The 15617-nt window shown below is 56.3% G+C and carries 15 protein-coding genes; 11 read left to right on the top strand and 4 right to left on the bottom strand.

Annotation, left to right across the window (positions count from 1 at the left end; translation table 11 throughout):
- Positions 1–9: 9 nt before the first annotated feature.
- The 4 genes from HMPREF3178_RS06105 to HMPREF3178_RS06090 all read left to right on the top strand — a co-directional run bounded on the left by HMPREF3178_RS06105 (position 10) and on the right by HMPREF3178_RS06090 (position 4431).
- Entirely contained in the window at positions 10–1440 is a 1431-nt protein-coding gene (locus tag HMPREF3178_RS06105) for a 6-phospho-beta-glucosidase (protein ID WP_024274547.1), read from the top strand.
- 182 nt (positions 1441–1622) lie between these two features.
- Positions 1623–2249 (top strand): uracil phosphoribosyltransferase, encoded by a 627-nt coding sequence (upp, locus tag HMPREF3178_RS06100; protein ID WP_004104429.1) that lies wholly within the window; start codon positions 1623–1625, stop codon positions 2247–2249.
- A 95-nt stretch (positions 2250–2344) separates the two neighbouring features.
- On the top strand, positions 2345–3634 hold the full coding sequence (uraA, locus tag HMPREF3178_RS06095; protein ID WP_004104428.1) for a uracil permease: 1290 nt from the start codon (positions 2345–2347) through the stop codon (positions 3632–3634).
- 95 nt (positions 3635–3729) lie between these two features.
- Positions 3730–4431 carry a DnaA inactivator Hda gene (locus HMPREF3178_RS06090; protein ID WP_213799324.1) on the top strand — a complete coding sequence of 234 codons (702 nt, stop codon included), beginning with the start codon at positions 3730–3732 and terminating at the stop codon, positions 4429–4431.
- 39 nt (positions 4432–4470) lie between these two features.
- Here the strand turns inward: HMPREF3178_RS06090 and arsC are convergent, their stop codons facing one another.
- Together arsC and bepA are read right to left on the bottom strand one after the other, a co-directional pair.
- Positions 4471–4830: an arsenate reductase (glutaredoxin) gene (arsC, locus tag HMPREF3178_RS06085; protein WP_004104426.1), complete on the bottom strand. Its 360-nt coding sequence runs from the start codon at positions 4828–4830 to the stop codon at positions 4471–4473.
- Positions 4831–4839: 9 nt separating this feature from the next.
- Positions 4840–6303 carry a beta-barrel assembly-enhancing protease gene (gene bepA, locus HMPREF3178_RS06080; protein ID WP_004104425.1) on the bottom strand — a complete coding sequence of 488 codons (1464 nt, stop codon included), beginning with the start codon at positions 6301–6303 and terminating at the stop codon, positions 4840–4842.
- Positions 6304–6532: 229 nt separating this feature from the next.
- Between bepA and HMPREF3178_RS06075 the strand changes: the two genes are divergently transcribed.
- Positions 6533–7600 (top strand): AI-2E family transporter, encoded by a 1068-nt coding sequence (locus HMPREF3178_RS06075; RefSeq protein WP_004104424.1) that lies wholly within the window; start codon positions 6533–6535, stop codon positions 7598–7600.
- Positions 7601–7671: 71 nt separating this feature from the next.
- On the opposite strand, the gene bcp is transcribed toward HMPREF3178_RS06075, so the two are convergent.
- Together bcp and HMPREF3178_RS06065 are read right to left on the bottom strand one after the other, a co-directional pair.
- Positions 7672–8142, bottom strand: a complete 471-nt coding sequence (gene bcp / locus HMPREF3178_RS06070; RefSeq protein WP_004104423.1) for a thioredoxin-dependent thiol peroxidase — start codon at positions 8140–8142, stop codon at positions 7672–7674.
- 3 nt (positions 8143–8145) lie between these two features.
- Entirely contained in the window at positions 8146–8715 is a 570-nt protein-coding gene (locus HMPREF3178_RS06065) for a glycine cleavage system transcriptional repressor (RefSeq protein ID WP_004104421.1), read from the bottom strand.
- A gap of 153 nt (positions 8716–8868) precedes the next feature.
- On the opposite strand from HMPREF3178_RS06065, the gene dapA reads away from it, so the two are divergent.
- From dapA to ypfH, 6 genes are all read left to right on the top strand, one after another.
- Complete coding sequence (gene dapA, locus HMPREF3178_RS06060) at positions 8869–9747, top strand: 4-hydroxy-tetrahydrodipicolinate synthase (protein WP_004104419.1); 879 nt, start codon at positions 8869–8871, stop codon at positions 9745–9747.
- A 16-nt stretch (positions 9748–9763) separates the two neighbouring features.
- Positions 9764–10798, top strand: coding sequence for an outer membrane protein assembly factor BamC (gene bamC / locus HMPREF3178_RS06055; protein ID WP_004104418.1), 1035 nt, complete (start codon positions 9764–9766; stop codon positions 10796–10798).
- 108 nt (positions 10799–10906) lie between these two features.
- Positions 10907–11620 carry a phosphoribosylaminoimidazolesuccinocarboxamide synthase gene (gene purC / locus HMPREF3178_RS06050; RefSeq protein ID WP_004104417.1) on the top strand — a complete coding sequence of 238 codons (714 nt, stop codon included), beginning with the start codon at positions 10907–10909 and terminating at the stop codon, positions 11618–11620.
- Positions 11621–11739: 119 nt separating this feature from the next.
- Positions 11740–12609 (top strand): KPN_02809 family neutral zinc metallopeptidase, encoded by an 870-nt coding sequence (locus HMPREF3178_RS06045; RefSeq protein WP_070585089.1) that lies wholly within the window; start codon positions 11740–11742, stop codon positions 12607–12609.
- A gap of 12 nt (positions 12610–12621) precedes the next feature.
- Positions 12622–14625 (top strand): tRNA(Met) cytidine acetyltransferase TmcA, encoded by a 2004-nt coding sequence (locus HMPREF3178_RS06040; RefSeq protein WP_070585086.1) that lies wholly within the window; start codon positions 12622–12624, stop codon positions 14623–14625.
- Positions 14626–14698: 73 nt separating this feature from the next.
- Positions 14699–15397: an esterase gene (gene ypfH / locus HMPREF3178_RS06035; protein ID WP_023329903.1), complete on the top strand. Its 699-nt coding sequence runs from the start codon at positions 14699–14701 to the stop codon at positions 15395–15397.
- The last annotated feature ends 220 nt before the right edge of the window (positions 15398–15617 follow it).

Genomic DNA, 15617 nt, shown 5'->3' with positions numbered 1-15617 from the left:
GGAGAGAACATGTCTGGATTTAAAGAAGGTTTTCTGTGGGGCGGTGCGGTAGCGGCGCATCAGCTGGAAGGCGGCTGGAAAGAGGGCGGTAAAGGGGTGAGCGTCGCCGATGTGATGACCGCAGGCGCGCACGGCGTACCGCGCGAAATCACTGATGGCGTCCTGCCAGGGAAAAACTATCCCAACCACGAGGCGATTGATTTCTACCATCGTTATAAAGACGACGTTCAGCTGTTTGCCGAAATGGGCTTCAAGTGTTTCCGCACCTCCATTGCCTGGACGAGGATCTTCCCGCAGGGCGATGAGCAAGAACCTAACGAAGCCGGCCTGCAGTTTTACGATGACCTGTTCGACGAGTGCCTGAAGCACGGCATTGAGCCGGTGATTACGCTCTCCCACTTCGAAATGCCGTACCATCTGGTGACGGAGTACGGCGGCTGGCGTAACCGTAAGCTGATTGATTTCTTCGTCCGCTTTGCCCGGGTGGTGTTTACCCGCTACCAGCATAAAGTGAAGTACTGGATGACCTTTAATGAGATCAATAACCAGGCCAATTTCCACGAAGATTTTGCCCCGTTTACTAACTCCGGACTGAAGTATCTGCCGGGTGAAGACCGTGAGCCGGTGATGTATCAGGCAGCGCACTATGAGCTGGTCGCCAGCGCGCTGGCGGTTAAGGCCGCCCGCGAAATTAACCCGTCGTTGCAGGTGGGCTGCATGATCGCCATGTGTCCTATTTACCCGCTGAGCTGCGCGCCCAACGATATGATGATGGCGATGAACGCCATGCATCGCCGCTACTGGTTTACCGACGTTCACGTGCGCGGCAAATATCCGCAGCACCTGCTGAACTACTTCGAGCGCCGCGGTTTTAAACTGGATATCACCGAAGAAGACCGCGCGGCGCTGACTCAGGGCTGCGTCGATTATATTGGCTTTAGCTACTATATGTCGTTTGCCACGAAAGCAACGGATGACAATCCGCTGCTGGATTATGACGAAACCACCAGTCTGGTTTCCAATCCGTACGTGCAGAAGTCAGACTGGGGCTGGCAGATTGATCCGGTCGGGCTGCGCTACTCCCTGAACTGGTTCTGGGACCATTATCAGTTGCCGCTGTTTATTGTGGAGAACGGCTTTGGCGCCATTGACGTGCGCGAAGCGGACGGTTCGGTAGATGACCAGTATCGTATCGACTATCTCTCCGCCCATATCGCCGAGATGAAAAAAGCGGTTGTTGAGGATGGCGTCGACCTGATGGGCTACACCCCGTGGGGCTGTATCGATCTGGTCTCCGCAGGTACCGGCGAGATGAAAAAACGCTACGGGTTTATCTATGTAGATAAAGACAATGAAGGTAAGGGCACCCTGGCGCGTAGCCGCAAGAAATCTTTTGCCTGGTATCAGCAGGTTATCAGCAGCAACGGCGAAAAGCTATAAACAGCCCTAAAGCCCCATTCAGCCCCGCTTTCGCGGGGTTTTTTTATTTTGTTTTATACTGGCTCAGGCAGCGTAAAGCATTTTGGTTGATCCCGGTCAAACATATCGGCTATGGCGTAAAAGGAAAAAGGCGGTATAATCCGGCGATTTTTTTTGTGGCTGCCCCTCAGAGGAGAAAGAGAATGAAGATCGTGGAAGTGAAACACCCACTCGTCAAACACAAGCTGGGCCTGATGCGTGAGCACGACATCAGCACCAAACGCTTCCGTGAACTCGCCTCAGAAGTTGGCAGCTTACTGACTTATGAAGCCACCGCCGATCTGGCGACTGAAAAAGTGACCATCGAAGGCTGGAACGGCCCGGTAGAAGTTGAGCAGATCAAGGGTAAAAAAATTACCGTTGTGCCAATTCTGCGCGCGGGTCTGGGGATGATGGAAGGCGTGCTTGAGCACGTGCCAAGCGCGCGCATCAGCGTGGTAGGCATCTATCGTAACGAAGAGACCCTTGAGCCGGTTCCTTACTTCCAGAAGCTGGTATCCAATATCGACGAACGCATGGCGCTGGTGGTTGACCCGATGCTGGCAACCGGCGGCTCGATGATCGCCACCATCGACCTGCTGAAAAAAGCCGGCTGCTCCAGCATTAAGGTGCTGGTTCTGGTGGCCGCGCCGGAAGGTATCGCCGCGCTGGAGAAAGCGCATCCGGACGTTGAGCTGTATACCGCGTCCATCGACCAGGGCCTGAACGAGCACGGATACATTATTCCGGGGCTCGGCGATGCCGGCGATAAGATTTTTGGTACGAAATAAACGATGAAGTAGAAAAAGCCGACTTTAAGAGTCGGCTTTTTTTTGAATAAAACACACCAACAGCAATCAACAAACGACTCTCAGAGGAAAATGCCATGACGCGCCGTGCTATCGGGGTGAGTGAAAGACCGCCGCTTTTACAGACAATCCCGCTTAGTTTGCAACATCTGTTCGCCATGTTTGGCGCAACGGTACTGGTGCCCGTTCTGTTTCACATCAATCCGGCCACGGTACTGCTGTTTAACGGCATCGGAACGCTGTTATACCTTTTCATCTGCAAAGGCAAAATCCCGGCTTATCTGGGATCGAGCTTTGCGTTTATTTCTCCGGTACTGCTTTTGCTACCGTTGGGCTACGAAGTCGCTCTCGGCGGCTTTATCATGTGCGGCGTGCTGTTTTGCATCGTCTCCTTTATTGTCAAAAAAGCCGGCACCGGCTGGCTTGATGTGATGTTCCCCCCGGCGGCGATGGGCGCGATTGTTGCGGTTATCGGGCTGGAGCTGGCGGGCGTCGCGGCGAATATGGCCGGTCTGCTGCCCGCAGAGGGACAATCGCCGGACAGCAAAACCATCATCATTTCGATGGTGACGCTGGCGGTGACGGTCTTCGGTTCGGTGCTGTTCCGCGGTTTCCTGGCGATTATCCCGATTTTAATCGGCGTCCTGGTTGGCTACGCGCTCTCCTTCGTAATGGGCGTTGTCGATACGACGCCCATCGCCGAGGCTCACTGGTTCGCGCTGCCGACCTTCTACACCCCGCGCTTTGAATGGTTTGCGATTTTCACCATTCTTCCAGCCGCGCTGGTGGTGATCGCCGAGCACGTTGGGCATCTGGTGGTAACGGCCAATATCGTCAAAAAAGATCTGATCCGCGATCCGGGCCTGCATCGTTCAATGTTTGCCAACGGTCTCTCCACGGTGATCTCCGGCTTCTTTGGCTCCACGCCGAACACCACCTACGGCGAGAACATTGGCGTGATGGCGATTACCCGCGTTTACAGTACCTGGGTTATCGGCGGCGCGGCGATCATCGCGATTCTGCTCTCCTGCGTCGGCAAGCTGGCGGCGGCGATCCAGATTATCCCGCTGCCGGTAATGGGCGGCGTCTCTCTGCTGCTGTACGGAGTGATTGGCGCATCGGGTATTCGCGTGCTGATCGAATCAAAAGTCGATTACAACAAGGCGCAGAACCTGATTCTGACCTCCGTCATCCTGATTATCGGCGTGAGCGGTGCAAAAGTGCATATCGGCGCCGCCGAACTGAAAGGCATGGCGCTGGCGACGATTGTTGGCGTCGGCCTGAGTCTGATCTTTAAACTGATCGGCGTCTTGCGTCCGGAAGAGGTCGTTCTCGACGCTGCCGATAGCGAAGAAGCAAAACATTGATCCTTATACCGGGCGGCAATCCTGCCCGGTTCTCTCCTTGCGTATTTCTGTGCTAAACTCTCCGCGTTTTTCTGAAAGCCTATGTTGAGGTCCATCTGAACGCACCGGCACAGCTCTCTTTGCCACTGTATCTTCCCGATGATGAAACTTTCGCAAGTTTCTGGCCGGGTGATAACCCTTCTCTTCTTGCCGCCCTGCAAAATGTGCTGCGGCAGGAGCATAGCGGATACATCTATATCTGGTCACGCGAAGGGGCGGGGCGCAGCCATCTCCTGCACGCAGCATGCGCGGAACTTTCCCAGCGCGGGGATGCGGTGGGCTATGTGCCGCTGGATAAACGGACGTGGTTTGTTCCTGAAGTGCTGGACGGAATGGAGCAGCTATCGCTGGTTTGCATCGACAATATTGAATGCGTGGCGGGCGATGAGCTGTGGGAAATGGCGATTTTCGACCTCTACAACCGCATCCTCGAATCCGGTAAAACCCGGCTGCTGATCACCGGCGATCGACCGCCGCGCCAGCTCAAGCTGGGCCTGCCGGATCTTGCCTCGCGCCTCGACTGGGGACAAATCTACAAGCTGCAGCCGCTATCGGATGAAGATAAGCTCCAGGCGCTTCAGCTGCGGGCGAGGCTGCGCGGCTTTGAAATGCCGGAAGACGTCTGCCGGTTCCTCCTCAAGCGCCTGGATCGTGAAATGCGCTCGCTGTTTATGACGCTCGATCAGCTCGATCGCGCTTCTATAACCGCCCAGCGCAAGCTGACCATTCCTTTCGTCAAAGAGATCCTCAAGCTGTAGCGGGCCGCGGTTTCCGAAGCCAACCGCGGCAGAATGATGCTAGTTAACGATCTCCAGTACCTGCTCCGGCGGGCGGCCGATACGGGCCTCGCCGTGGCTGACGACAATAGGGCGCTCAATCAGTTTTGGATTATCGATCATTGCCTGGATCAGCGCATCTTCGCTGAGCTGCGGATTAGCGAGATCCAGCGATTTATAGAGATCTTCTTTCTGGCGCATTAACTCGCGCGCGCTGGCCATCCCTAACATCTTCAGCAGCTGGCGCAGCGTGGCGGCATCCGGCGGCGTCTCCAGATAGAGCACCACTTCAGGGTCGATACCGTTAGCCTTCAGCAGGCTCAACGTGTCGCGGCTCTTGGAGCAGCGCGGGTTGTGATAGATTTTGACCGTATCGGACATGAGATCTCCTTACATTTTCTGGTACGGTTTAAAGCGTTGCTGCAGCTGGCGCAGCTGATCGATACGCGCATCGTAGCGGGCCTGCTGTAAGCTGCCTAATTTCACCTGCGAGCTGGCGCTGCTGAGCAGGGTAATCGCCTGATCGAGGCGGCCTACCAGCGCCATCCCTTCTGCTCTGGCAGCCAGCTCCTGATCGCGATTGCCCAGTTTGGCTTCCGCCTGCGCCAGCAGCTCCCAACCGTTGATGTCGTCTTTATTATTAAAGGTGTAGCGGTTAAGGATATTCGCGGCTTCCGCCGGTTGTCCTCCTTCCAGCAGGGCGTTGGCGAGGTTGAGCTGCAGCACCGGGTTGGTGCGCAGTTCGCGAGCGCTTTTCAGGCGGTTAATCGCGTCTGTCGCTCTTTTTTGCCCGAGGTCGATATCGGTGGCCAGGTCGAGATACCAGGCGTTCTGCGGTTCTGCGGTCAGCAACGGCTGTAGCGTTTTGCGCGCCAGATCGTAGTTGTTGTTGCCCATTGCCAACAGAGCGCGACCGTACTGGGCGGCGTGCTGTTCGCGAATATTGCCTTTTTCCCAGCTGCTCAGCAGGTCATTGCCCAGCTTATTATCGCCGGAAGTGTACATACCGAGCGTTCTGGCTTTCGCCAGATAGAAGTCAGCTGAGGACTGTGCGACAACCGGGCGCATTTGATTCGCGCGGTTGCGGGCGTCGGCAAGCCGGCTTTCCGGCAGCGGGTGCGTCAGCAGCATTTCCGGCGGACGGGTGGAGTAGCGCGACTCGTCGAGCAGTTTTCCCATAAACGCCGGCATCGCCTGCGGGTCGAACCCAGAGCGCTGAAGGACCTGAATACCAATGCGGTCGGCCTCTTCTTCGTTTTGACGGGTAAAGCTGATCATTCCCTGCTGGCTACCCGCCAGGGTACCGGTCAGCGCGGCCATACCGGCCTGCGGGCTGGCCATCGCCAGAAGAATTGAACCCAGCGCACCGACCCAGGTGAGCGGAGCGTTACGCTTTTGGTCTTCCATGGCGCGGGCAAGGTGGCGCTGGGTAACGTGAGAAATTTCGTGCGCCATGACCGATGCCAGCTCGCTTTCGTTATCCGAGTAGCGGAACAGGGCCGAGTGCAGCACCACGTTGCCGCCGAAGAAAGCAAAGGCGTTAATCTGATCGTTATTGATTAAATAAAAGTGGAACGGGGTGCGCACGGAATTGGCGTGCGAGACCAGGCGCATGCCTAAACCGTTAATATATTGCACCAGCAGCGGGTCATTAATTAACGGCGCACTGCCGCGCAGCTGGCGTACATAGTAGTCTCCCATCTGCATTTCCTGGCCGATGGAGAGCGTGCTTCCTGCGGAGGTGCCCATGTCCGGCAGGGTGTCTGCGGTGTCGGCAAAAGCAGGTAATATTGAACCCAGCGTCAGCGACGCTATGACGGTCGCCACCAGCGTTTTCTTCAACTGCCTGAACATAACCTCTGTCCTGTAATGTAGGTGTGCCAGTTTGACCGATTGTGCGGCGTAATGTTCCCTGACCGCAAGCAGGTTCAGCGAGTTTAGCCGTCGTTCGCGGCGTTGCAAATATGATATTCACCCGGTCATTAATGTTTGTGGTTTTACCCATAAAAAGCGAAGTCTTTTTTGTGACATTTCGATACAATTCCTGAGATTGTTACAGCTTTGCTCTTCAGGGAAGGGTTTTATGCTTCAGATGTTAATGCAGTGGTACCGTCGACGGTTCAGCGATCCGGAGGCGATAGCGCTGCTGGTCATTTTGCTGGCCGGGTTCGGCATTATGTTTTTCTTCAGCGGCCTGCTGGCGCCTTTGTTAGTGTCGATTGTTCTGGCCTATTTGCTGGAGTGGCCTACCGTCAGACTGGAGCGTATCGGTTTTTCACGTACCTGGGCCACGTCGGTTGTGCTGATTCTGTTCGTCGGTATTCTGCTCCTGATGGCGTTCGTGGTGATGCCTGTTGCCTGGCAGCAGGGTATTTATCTGATTCGCGATATGCCGGGAATGCTGAATAAGCTTTCCGATTTCGCCGCCACGGTGCCGCGCCGTTATCCGGCCTTAATGGATGCCGGGATTATCGACGCGATGGCGGAGAACATGCGCAGCCGGATGTTAACCGTCGGCGATTCGGTGGTGAAATATTCGCTGGCCTCCCTGGTCGGGCTGCTGACGCTGGCGGTCTACCTGGTGTTGGTTCCGCTGATGGTTTTCTTTCTGCTGAAAGATAAAGAGCAGATGCTTAACGCCGTGCGTCGGGTGCTGCCGCGCAACCGCGGCCTGGCCGGGCAGGTGTGGAAAGAGATGAACCAGCAAATTACCAACTATATCCGCGGTAAGGTGCTGGAGATGATCGTCGTCGGCGTGGCGACGTGGATTGGCTTTATCCTTTTTGGCCTTAACTATTCGCTGCTGCTGGCGGTACTGGTCGGATTTTCGGTATTAATTCCCTATATCGGCGCCTTTGTGGTCACTATTCCGGTGGTGGGCGTGGCGTTGTTCCAGTTTGGCGCGGGCACCGAGTTCTGGAGCCTGTTTGCGGTTTACCTGATTATTCAGGGGCTGGACGGCAACCTGCTGGTGCCGGTACTGTTCTCGGAAGCCGTTAACCTGCATCCGCTGGTCATTATTCTGTCGGTGGTGATTTTCGGTGGTCTGTGGGGATTCTGGGGAGTGTTCTTCGCGATCCCGCTGGCGACGCTCATCAAAGCGGTGGTGCATGCCTGGCCGGATGGCCTGATAGTGGAAGACGAGCATTAGCGCGAAGCCGCAAAGAATGGCCTAAAAAAAGACGCCGGGCGATGACCCGGCGTCTTGCGTTTACTCGTGCATCAGGCGTTTTCTTTCAGCCAGTTCAGCACCACGTCGTGGTGATTGCTGGTTTTGAAGTCATCAAAAACATGTTCGATTTTGCCATTGGCATCGATGAGGAAGCTAATACGATGAATACCGTCGTAGGTTTTCCCCATAAAGGTTTTTTCACCCCAGATACCGAACTGCTCGCACACCTGATGATCTTCATCAGACAGCAGAGTGAAGTTCAGCAGCTCTTTTTCGGCGAAACGGGAGAGTTTTTCTGGTTTATCCGTACTGATTCCCAGAACTTCAACGCCTGCTTTTTTCAGGTCGTCCATATTATCGCGTAAACCGCACGCCTGTACGGTGCAGCCCGGGGTCATGGCTTTGGGATAAAAATAAACCAGAACACGCTGTCCCTGGAAGTCGGTCAAATTTACTTCCTCGCCGTCCTGGTCCGGTAAGCTAAATTTCGGTGCAATATCACCGGCTTTCAGTGGGTTCATCACTCAAACTCCATCCTGTTCATCATGCTGTGAATAATTAACGATGTTAATACTGCCTTGTGCATTCAGTTCTGTACATAGGGCTTTGAACGCTTGTTCGATATTTGATGCATTTTGCGTAGTCGGGCTGTGGGCGGTGATTTGAATAAAAAGCTGTGCTGAATCATCGTTCGCTCCCGGCTGAGTACGGGAAACCAGTTCGGCAATGTTCATTTTCCACGTATCGCACAGAGCCGTGAATCGCTCAATGATGTGCGGTGAATCCGGCACCTCAACCTGAACCCAGACGCTATTCTGCATCGCCTGCGGCGGCCTTGCGGTTGTACGCTTCATCACGATAAGCAGATCCAGCTCGGCGCCTTTCAGCGGCAGAGTTGATTCAATCAGGTTAATCGCATTCCACGAACCGGAAAGCAGCATGATAAACGTAAACTCATCGCCAAGCATGGCCAGCCGACTGTCTTCGATATTACAGCCGCAGCTGCTGACGTGACGAGTGATCGTATTCACGATGCCTGGGCGGTCAGCACCCAACGCGGTAATAACCAGATAGTGTTGTAATGAGGCTGTCAAACCTGTTCTTCCTTTAAAAAGGTGAGGTAACGTTAGGAAAGCATAAAAAAAACCGGCATACAACATCCCTGATGGCATCGGCTCTCTTGCTTTTATTGCGGCACCAAACGTAACATTGAGAATCTTGTCCCACTTATGCTCTGAGGATGGCCCATGTTTACGGGAAGTATTGTAGCGCTTGTCACGCCGATGGATGAAAACGGCAACGTTTGCCGGTCAAGCCTGAAAAAACTGATTGATTACCATGTCGCCAACGGAACCTCGGCGATTGTTTCGGTAGGTACTACCGGAGAGTCCGCAACATTGAGCCATGAAGAGCATGGTGACGTGGTCATGCAGACGCTGGAACTGGCCGACGGGCGTATCCCGGTCATTGCCGGTACCGGTGCTAATGCAACCGCAGAGGCGATTAGCCTGACTAAAAGATTTAACGATAGCGGCGTGGTTGGCTGCCTGACGGTAACGCCTTATTACAACCGTCCGACTCAGGAAGGACTCTTCCAACACTTTAAAGCTATCGCAGAACATACTGACCTGCCGCAAATTCTGTATAATGTGCCCTCCCGTACCGGTTGCGATATGCTGCCTGAAACCGTTGGTCGTCTGGCGGAAATCAAAAATATTATCGGTATTAAGGAAGCGACGGGGAACTTAAGCCGGGTTCATCAGATCAAAGAGCTGGTTTCAGATGACTTTATTCTGCTGAGCGGCGATGACGCGACCGGAATGGACTTTATGCAGCTAGGCGGCCATGGCGTGATTTCCGTAACGACAAACGTTGCGGCGCGTGAAATGGCCGAGATGTGCCGACTGGCGCTAGCAGGTCAATTTGCCGAAGCTCGTGCGATTAACCAGCGTCTGATGCCATTGCATACCAAATTATTTGTCGAACCCAACCCTATCCCGGTCAAGTGGGCCTGTAAGGCGTTGGGTCTTGTGGCGACCGATACGCTACGCCTGCCGATGACCCCGATTACCGAAAACGGTACGAAGGTTGTTACCGCAGCGCTGAAGCATGCCGGTTTGCTGTAAAGTTTAGGGAGATTTGATGGCTTACTCAGTACAGAAGTCGCGCCTGGCGAAGGTTGCGGGTGTTTCGCTGGTTCTACTCCTCGCGGCCTGTAGTTCTGACTCGCGCTATAAGCGTCAGGTGAGCGGCGACGAGGCCTATTTGCAGGCTACGCCGCTTAGTGAACTTCACGCGCCAGCAGGTATGATTCTGCCGGTTCAGGTGGGTGATTATAATATTCCGGTTGCGACCAGCACCGGTAATACAGGCAAAGCGCTGGATATTCGTCCGCCAGCCCAGCCTCTGGCGCTGGTCAGCGGCGCACGCACGCAGTTTAACGGTGATACCGCAACGCTGATGGTGGAAAACGGGCGCAGCGGTTCGCTGTGGGCGCAGGTGGCAAGCATCGTGCAGTCGAAAAACTACACTATCGCTAAACGCGACGATGCCAGCCAGACGCTGAATACCGACTGGGTCGAATGGAATCGCCTCGATGAAGACCAGCAGTATCGTGGTCGCTATCAAATCTCAGTTAAACAGCAGGGCTACCAGCAGGCGGTGATCGTGAAGCTGGTGAATCTGGAGCAGGCAGGTAAACCTGTTGCCGATCCGGCTTCGCTGCAGCGCTACAGTACCGCCATGCTGAACGTCATTTCCGAAGGTCTGGATCTGAACGCGACCAGCGCGCAGAACGCCGCGCAGAAAAATGCCGGGGCAACCTTCGACGTGCAGAGCGGTGCTGATGATACCGGCCTGCCGATGCTGATCGTTCGCGCACCGTTTAATCTGGTATGGCAACGCCTGCCGGGCGCGCTGGAAAAAGTGGGTATGAAGGTAACTGATAGTTCTCGCTCTCAGGGTAACTTGTCCGTGACCTATAAACCGCTTTCCGACAGCGGCTGGACCGATCTGGGTGCTCGCGACCCACAGCTGGTGTCCGGCGATTATAAACTGCAGGTCGGGGACCTCGATAACCGCAGCAGTCTGCAGTTCATCGACCCGAAAGGCCATACTCTGACGCAGTCGCAAAATGATGCCCTGGTTGCCGTATTCCAGGCCGCATTAAGTAAGTAATTAACAGGGCTGGAGCAATCCGGCCCTTTTTAATGTATAGTGACGCAAACGTGTGCGTCGGCAGAAAAGCACAAATTTTTATCGTTAATCATCACTGGAGTGACAAAGATGCAAAAGCAAGCTGAGTTGTATCGTGGTAAGGCGAAGACGGTATACAGCACCGAGAACCCGGATCTGTTGATACTCGAATTCCGTAACGATACGTCAGCAGGGGACGGCGCTCGCATTGAGCAGTTCGATCGTAAAGGCATGGTGAACAACAAGTTCAACCATTTCATTATGAGCAAGCTGGCGGAAGCGGGTATCCCGACCCAGATGGAAGCGCTGTTGTCCGATACCGAGTGTCTGGTTAAAAAGCTGGATATGGTGCCGGTGGAGTGCGTGGTACGTAACCGCGCTGCCGGTTCGCTGGTGAAACGCTTAGGGATTGAAGAGGGCATCGAGCTGAACCCGCCGCTGTTCGACCTGTTCCTGAAGAACGACGCCATGCACGATCCGATGGTCAACGAATCCTACTGCGAAACCTTTGGCTGGGTGAGCAAAGAGAACCTGGCGCGTATGCAGGAGCTGACCTACAAAGCTAACGATGTGCTGAAAAAGCTGTTTGACGATGCGGGCCTGATCCTGGTGGACTTCAAGCTGGAATTTGGTCTGTTCAAAGGCGAAGTGGTGCTTGGGGATGAGTTTTCTCCGGACGGCAGCCGTCTGTGGGATAAAAAGACCATGGATAAAATGGACAAAGACCGTTTCCGCCAGAGCCTCGGCGGCCTGATTGAAGCCTACGAAGAAGTCGCTCATCGCCTGGGCGTGAAGCTCGACTAATCCCCTACGCCAGGAGAAGTTTTCTTCTTCTGGCGCTCTTCTTGCTGTTTCCTGTGGTAATCCTTCGCTGAACCGCCTACGATCTTATTCATTGGTTAATATGATGAATTGAGGTGCTTATGCGCTGGCAAGGACGTCGCGAGAGCGACAATGTTGAAGATCGTCGTAGTCAATCTGGTTCGCCAATGGGCGGCGGGGGTGGTTTTCGTCTCCCCAGCGGCAAAGGCGGCATTGTGCTGCTGATTATTGTTCTGGTGGCGGGCTATTACGGCGTCGATTTAACCGGTATGCTGACCGGCGAGCCGGTATCTCCGCAGCAAACCACCACCCAACGCTCCATCAGCCCGCAGGATGAAGAAGCCGCAAAATTCACTAAGGTGATTCTGGCGGACACGGAAGATACCTGGGGAGCAATATTTAAAGATATGGGCCGCCAGTATCCGCAGCCCAAACTGGTGATGTACCGCGGCGCGACGCGGACCGCCTGCGGTACCGGTCAATCCGTTATGGGGCCTTTTTACTGCCCGGCGGACAGCACGGTGTATATCGACCTGTCATTCTACGATGAGATGAGAAACAAGCTTGGCGCCGGCGGCGATTTCGCACAGGGCTACGTTATCGCCCACGAGGTTGGCCACCACGTACAAAAGCTGCTGGGTATTGAATCGAAAGTGCGTCAGCTACAGCAAAACGCTTCGCAGGCGGAAGCGAATCGCCTGACGGTGAAAATGGAACTACAGGCGGACTGCTTCGCTGGCGTCTGGGGCTACAACATGCAGAAGCAGGACTACATGGAGACCGGCGACCTCCAGGAAGCGCTGAATGCCGCAGAGGCGATTGGCGACGATCGCCTGCAGCAGCAGAGCCAGGGGCGGGTGGTGCCGGACAGCTTTACCCACGGAACGTCGCAGCAGCGCTATACCTGGTTTAAACGCGGCTTCGATAGCGGCGACCCGGCGCAGTGCAACACCTTCGGCAATGCGCTGTAATGCTCTTCTGTCATGGATGAACTGCGTCGTCTGACGGCGCAGATGGCGCGCGAAGGCATTCGTCGTCTGCTGGTTCTCAGCGGCGACGATGCCTGGACTCAGCTTCAGGCGCAACAAATACGCACAGCGCTGGCCGGAGACGGACTGTGGGTTGGCCCACAGCCGATGCCTGCGCCGTACGTCCCGCCTGCAGATCTGAGATCGCTGCTTGGCCGCGAATACCAGCACGCCTTTTTCGATGCCCGCGCGGGCTTTGATGTTGCCGCTTTCGCCGCGTTAGCCGGTACGCTACGCGCCGGTAGCTGGCTGGTATTGCTCACCCCCGACTTCGCCCAATGGCCGGCCCGTCCTGATGCGGATTCCCGGCGCTGGAGCGACGCTCCCGATCCCATTCCCACGCCGAACTTTGTTTATCGTTTTTGCCAACAGATTGTTGCGGATAAAGCGTCCATTCTCTGGCGGCAGGGCCATGAACGGGTCGTACCCGTATTTCCCGAGCGCCCGCGATGGCATTTCGCCGATGGTCATCCGCAGGCGGAGCAGGCCGCCGTTCTTGCCGAACTGGCCGATTTCCCCCCCGGTATTGCCGCGTTGACCGCCGAACGCGGGCGAGGGAAGTCCGCTCTCGCGGGAATGCTTCTCCGCCAGTTAAAAGGTGACGCCATCGTTACCGCGCCGGCGCGCGGAGCGACGGAGGTGATGGCGGCTTTCGCCGGGGAGAGCGTTAACTTTATGGCGCCCGATGCATTACTGGCGTCCGGACGTCGAGCGGGATGGCTGATAGTCGACGAGGCTGCCGCCATCCCCGGGCCGCTGCTGCGCCAGCTTGTTTCCCGTTTCCCGAGAACGCTGCTGATCACCACCGTTCAGGGATATGAAGGGACCGGACGCGGTTTTTTACTTAAATTTTGCGCCAGCTTCGCGCACCTACGGCAGTTTAGCCTCACGACGCCCATCCGCTGGGCTAGCGGCTGTCCGCTGGAAGCGGCAATTGCACAGCTGCTGCTGTTCAATGATGAGACCTTCCAGCATGCGCCAGGCGGCGATATCGCGCTGGAGAACGTCAGCCAGCAGTGCTGGCGGCGGCAGCCTGCGTTACCGGAAGCGATGTATCAGCTGCTCTCCGGGGCCCACTATCGCACGTCGCCGCTGGATCTCCGGCGCATGCTGGATGCGCCAGGACAGCATTTTACCTGCGCCCATAGCGGCGAGCGCATCGCCGGGGCGTTGTGGCTGGTGGGGGGGGGGGGTCTTGAGCCGTCGCTTAGCCGGGCGGTATGGGCCGGCTATCGGCGTCCGCGCGGAAATCTGGTGGCGCAGTCGCTGGCGGCGCATGGCGGTAGCCCATTGGCGGCCACGTTGACGGGCCTGCGCATCAGCCGTATTGCCGTGCATCCGGCTCGCCAGCGCGAGGGGCTGGGGCAGCGGCTGGTGGCCCGGGCGGCGGCTCAGGCTGCGGACCGGGATTATCTCTCAGTCAGTTTTGGCTATACTCCCGAACTTTGGCGTTTCTGGCAAAGCTGCGGTTTTACGCTGGTGCGGCTGGGCACGCATCGGGAAGCCAGCAGTGGCTGTTACACCGCGATGGCGCTCTATCCTCTCAGCGAAGCGGGACATTGCCTGGCAAGCGAAGAAGCCCAACGGCTGCAGCGCGACGAATTCTGGCTGCGCGAGTGGCGAGATGAACCTGTGCCGCTGACGGCGCTGAAAGCGACTATTCTTACTGAAGAAGACTGGCTGGAGGTAGCGGGTTTTGCTTTTGCCCATCGTCCGCTGCTGACCTCGGCGGGTAGCCTCAATCGCCTGCTTATGCTGGTGGTGCTGCCGCTTCCGGCGCTGCGGGCCCGCCTGCAGCAGCAGGATGAGACCGCGCTTTGCCGAACGTTAGGTTTATCCGGACGGAAAGCGCTGCTGGCCAGGCTGCGCGAAGAGGCGGCGCAGGCGCTGCTCAGCCTGGATGAAAACCGCGCCAACGACCTGCGCCGGCAGGTTCAGATGTTGCAATTTTTTAACTAACTTCATCAGTTAAATGGCATGGTCATATTCCCTCCGCGGCGTAAACTTCCTTGCAGACATTAAGGAGAAAGCCATGAAACACGATCATTTTATCGTTCAAAGCCCCGCAACACCTGCACAGCAACTGCTGCTGCTGTTTCATGGCGTCGGCGATAACCCGGTGGCCATGGGGCAAATCGGTAGCTGGTTTGCGCCGCTCTTTCCCGATGCGCTTATCGTCAGCATCGGCGGCGCGGAGCCGTGCGGCCCGGCTCCGGGACGCCAGTGGTTTTCTGTCCAGGGCGTCAGCGAAGAAAATCGCCAGCAGCGCGTAGATGCGATTATGCCGACCTTTATTGAAACGGTGCGCTACTGGCAACAACAGAGCGGCGTCAGCCCGCAGGCGACGGCGCTGATCGGCTTCTCGCAGGGGGCGATTATGGCGCTGGAAAGCATTAAAGCCGAACCGGGTCTGGCATCGCGGGTGATTGCCTTCAACGGCCGCTATGCGACTCTGCCCGAGACGGCGACGACCGCGACCACGATTCACCTGATCCACGGCGGTGAAGATCGGGTTATCGATCTGGCGTGGGCGGTTGCGGGGCAGGAGGCGTTGCAGCAGGCCGGCGGGGATGTGACGCTGGATATCGTTGAGGATCTGGGGCACGCGATTGACGATCGCAGCATGCAGTTTGCTCTCGATCATCTGCGCTTTACCGTACCGAAGCACTATTTCGACGAAGCGCTCAGCGGCAGCACGCCGAAAGACAGCGATATTATTGAACTGCTATAAATAATAAACCCGGAGGCGGCGCGTTGCGCCTGTCCGGGCTACCGGCCCGCAGACGGGCTGTAAATCTGTAGCCCGGGCAAGGCGCGTTAAGCGCCGCCCACGGGATAAGAGCGCAGAGTGGAATCATTTCCCGGAGGCGATGCTGCGCACCTGTTAGGGCTACCGGCCCGCAGATGGGCTGTAAATCCGTAGCCCGGGCAAGGCGCGTTAAGCGCCGCCC

The sequence above is a fragment of the Klebsiella sp. HMSC09D12 genome (genome assembly GCF_001808475.1).
In the GTDB taxonomy this organism is placed as follows: domain Bacteria; phylum Pseudomonadota; class Gammaproteobacteria; order Enterobacterales; family Enterobacteriaceae; genus Klebsiella; species Klebsiella oxytoca.
This window is presented reverse-complemented; position numbering and strand designations above follow the sequence as displayed.

Coding starts and splice junctions, on each gene's coding strand:
- HMPREF3178_RS06105 (WP_024274547.1), top strand. CDS start 10: ATGTCTGGATTTAAAGAAGGTTTTCTGTGGGGCGGTGCGGTAGCGGCG.
- upp (WP_004104429.1), top strand. CDS start 1,623: ATGAAGATCGTGGAAGTGAAACACCCACTCGTCAAACACAAGCTGGGC.
- uraA (WP_004104428.1), top strand. CDS start 2,345: ATGACGCGCCGTGCTATCGGGGTGAGTGAAAGACCGCCGCTTTTACAG.
- arsC (WP_004104426.1), bottom strand. CDS start 4,830: ATGTCCGATACGGTCAAAATCTATCACAACCCGCGCTGCTCCAAGAGC.
- bepA (WP_004104425.1), bottom strand. CDS start 6,303: ATGTTCAGGCAGTTGAAGAAAACGCTGGTGGCGACCGTCATAGCGTCG.
- HMPREF3178_RS06075 (WP_004104424.1), top strand. CDS start 6,533: ATGCTTCAGATGTTAATGCAGTGGTACCGTCGACGGTTCAGCGATCCG.
- bcp (WP_004104423.1), bottom strand. CDS start 8,142: ATGAACCCACTGAAAGCCGGTGATATTGCACCGAAATTTAGCTTACCG.
- dapA (WP_004104419.1), top strand. CDS start 8,869: ATGTTTACGGGAAGTATTGTAGCGCTTGTCACGCCGATGGATGAAAAC.
- bamC (WP_004104418.1), top strand. CDS start 9,764: ATGGCTTACTCAGTACAGAAGTCGCGCCTGGCGAAGGTTGCGGGTGTT.
- purC (WP_004104417.1), top strand. CDS start 10,907: ATGCAAAAGCAAGCTGAGTTGTATCGTGGTAAGGCGAAGACGGTATAC.
- HMPREF3178_RS06045 (WP_070585089.1), top strand. CDS start 11,740: ATGCGCTGGCAAGGACGTCGCGAGAGCGACAATGTTGAAGATCGTCGT.
- HMPREF3178_RS06040 (WP_070585086.1), top strand. CDS start 12,622: ATGGATGAACTGCGTCGTCTGACGGCGCAGATGGCGCGCGAAGGCATT.
- ypfH (WP_023329903.1), top strand. CDS start 14,699: ATGAAACACGATCATTTTATCGTTCAAAGCCCCGCAACACCTGCACAG.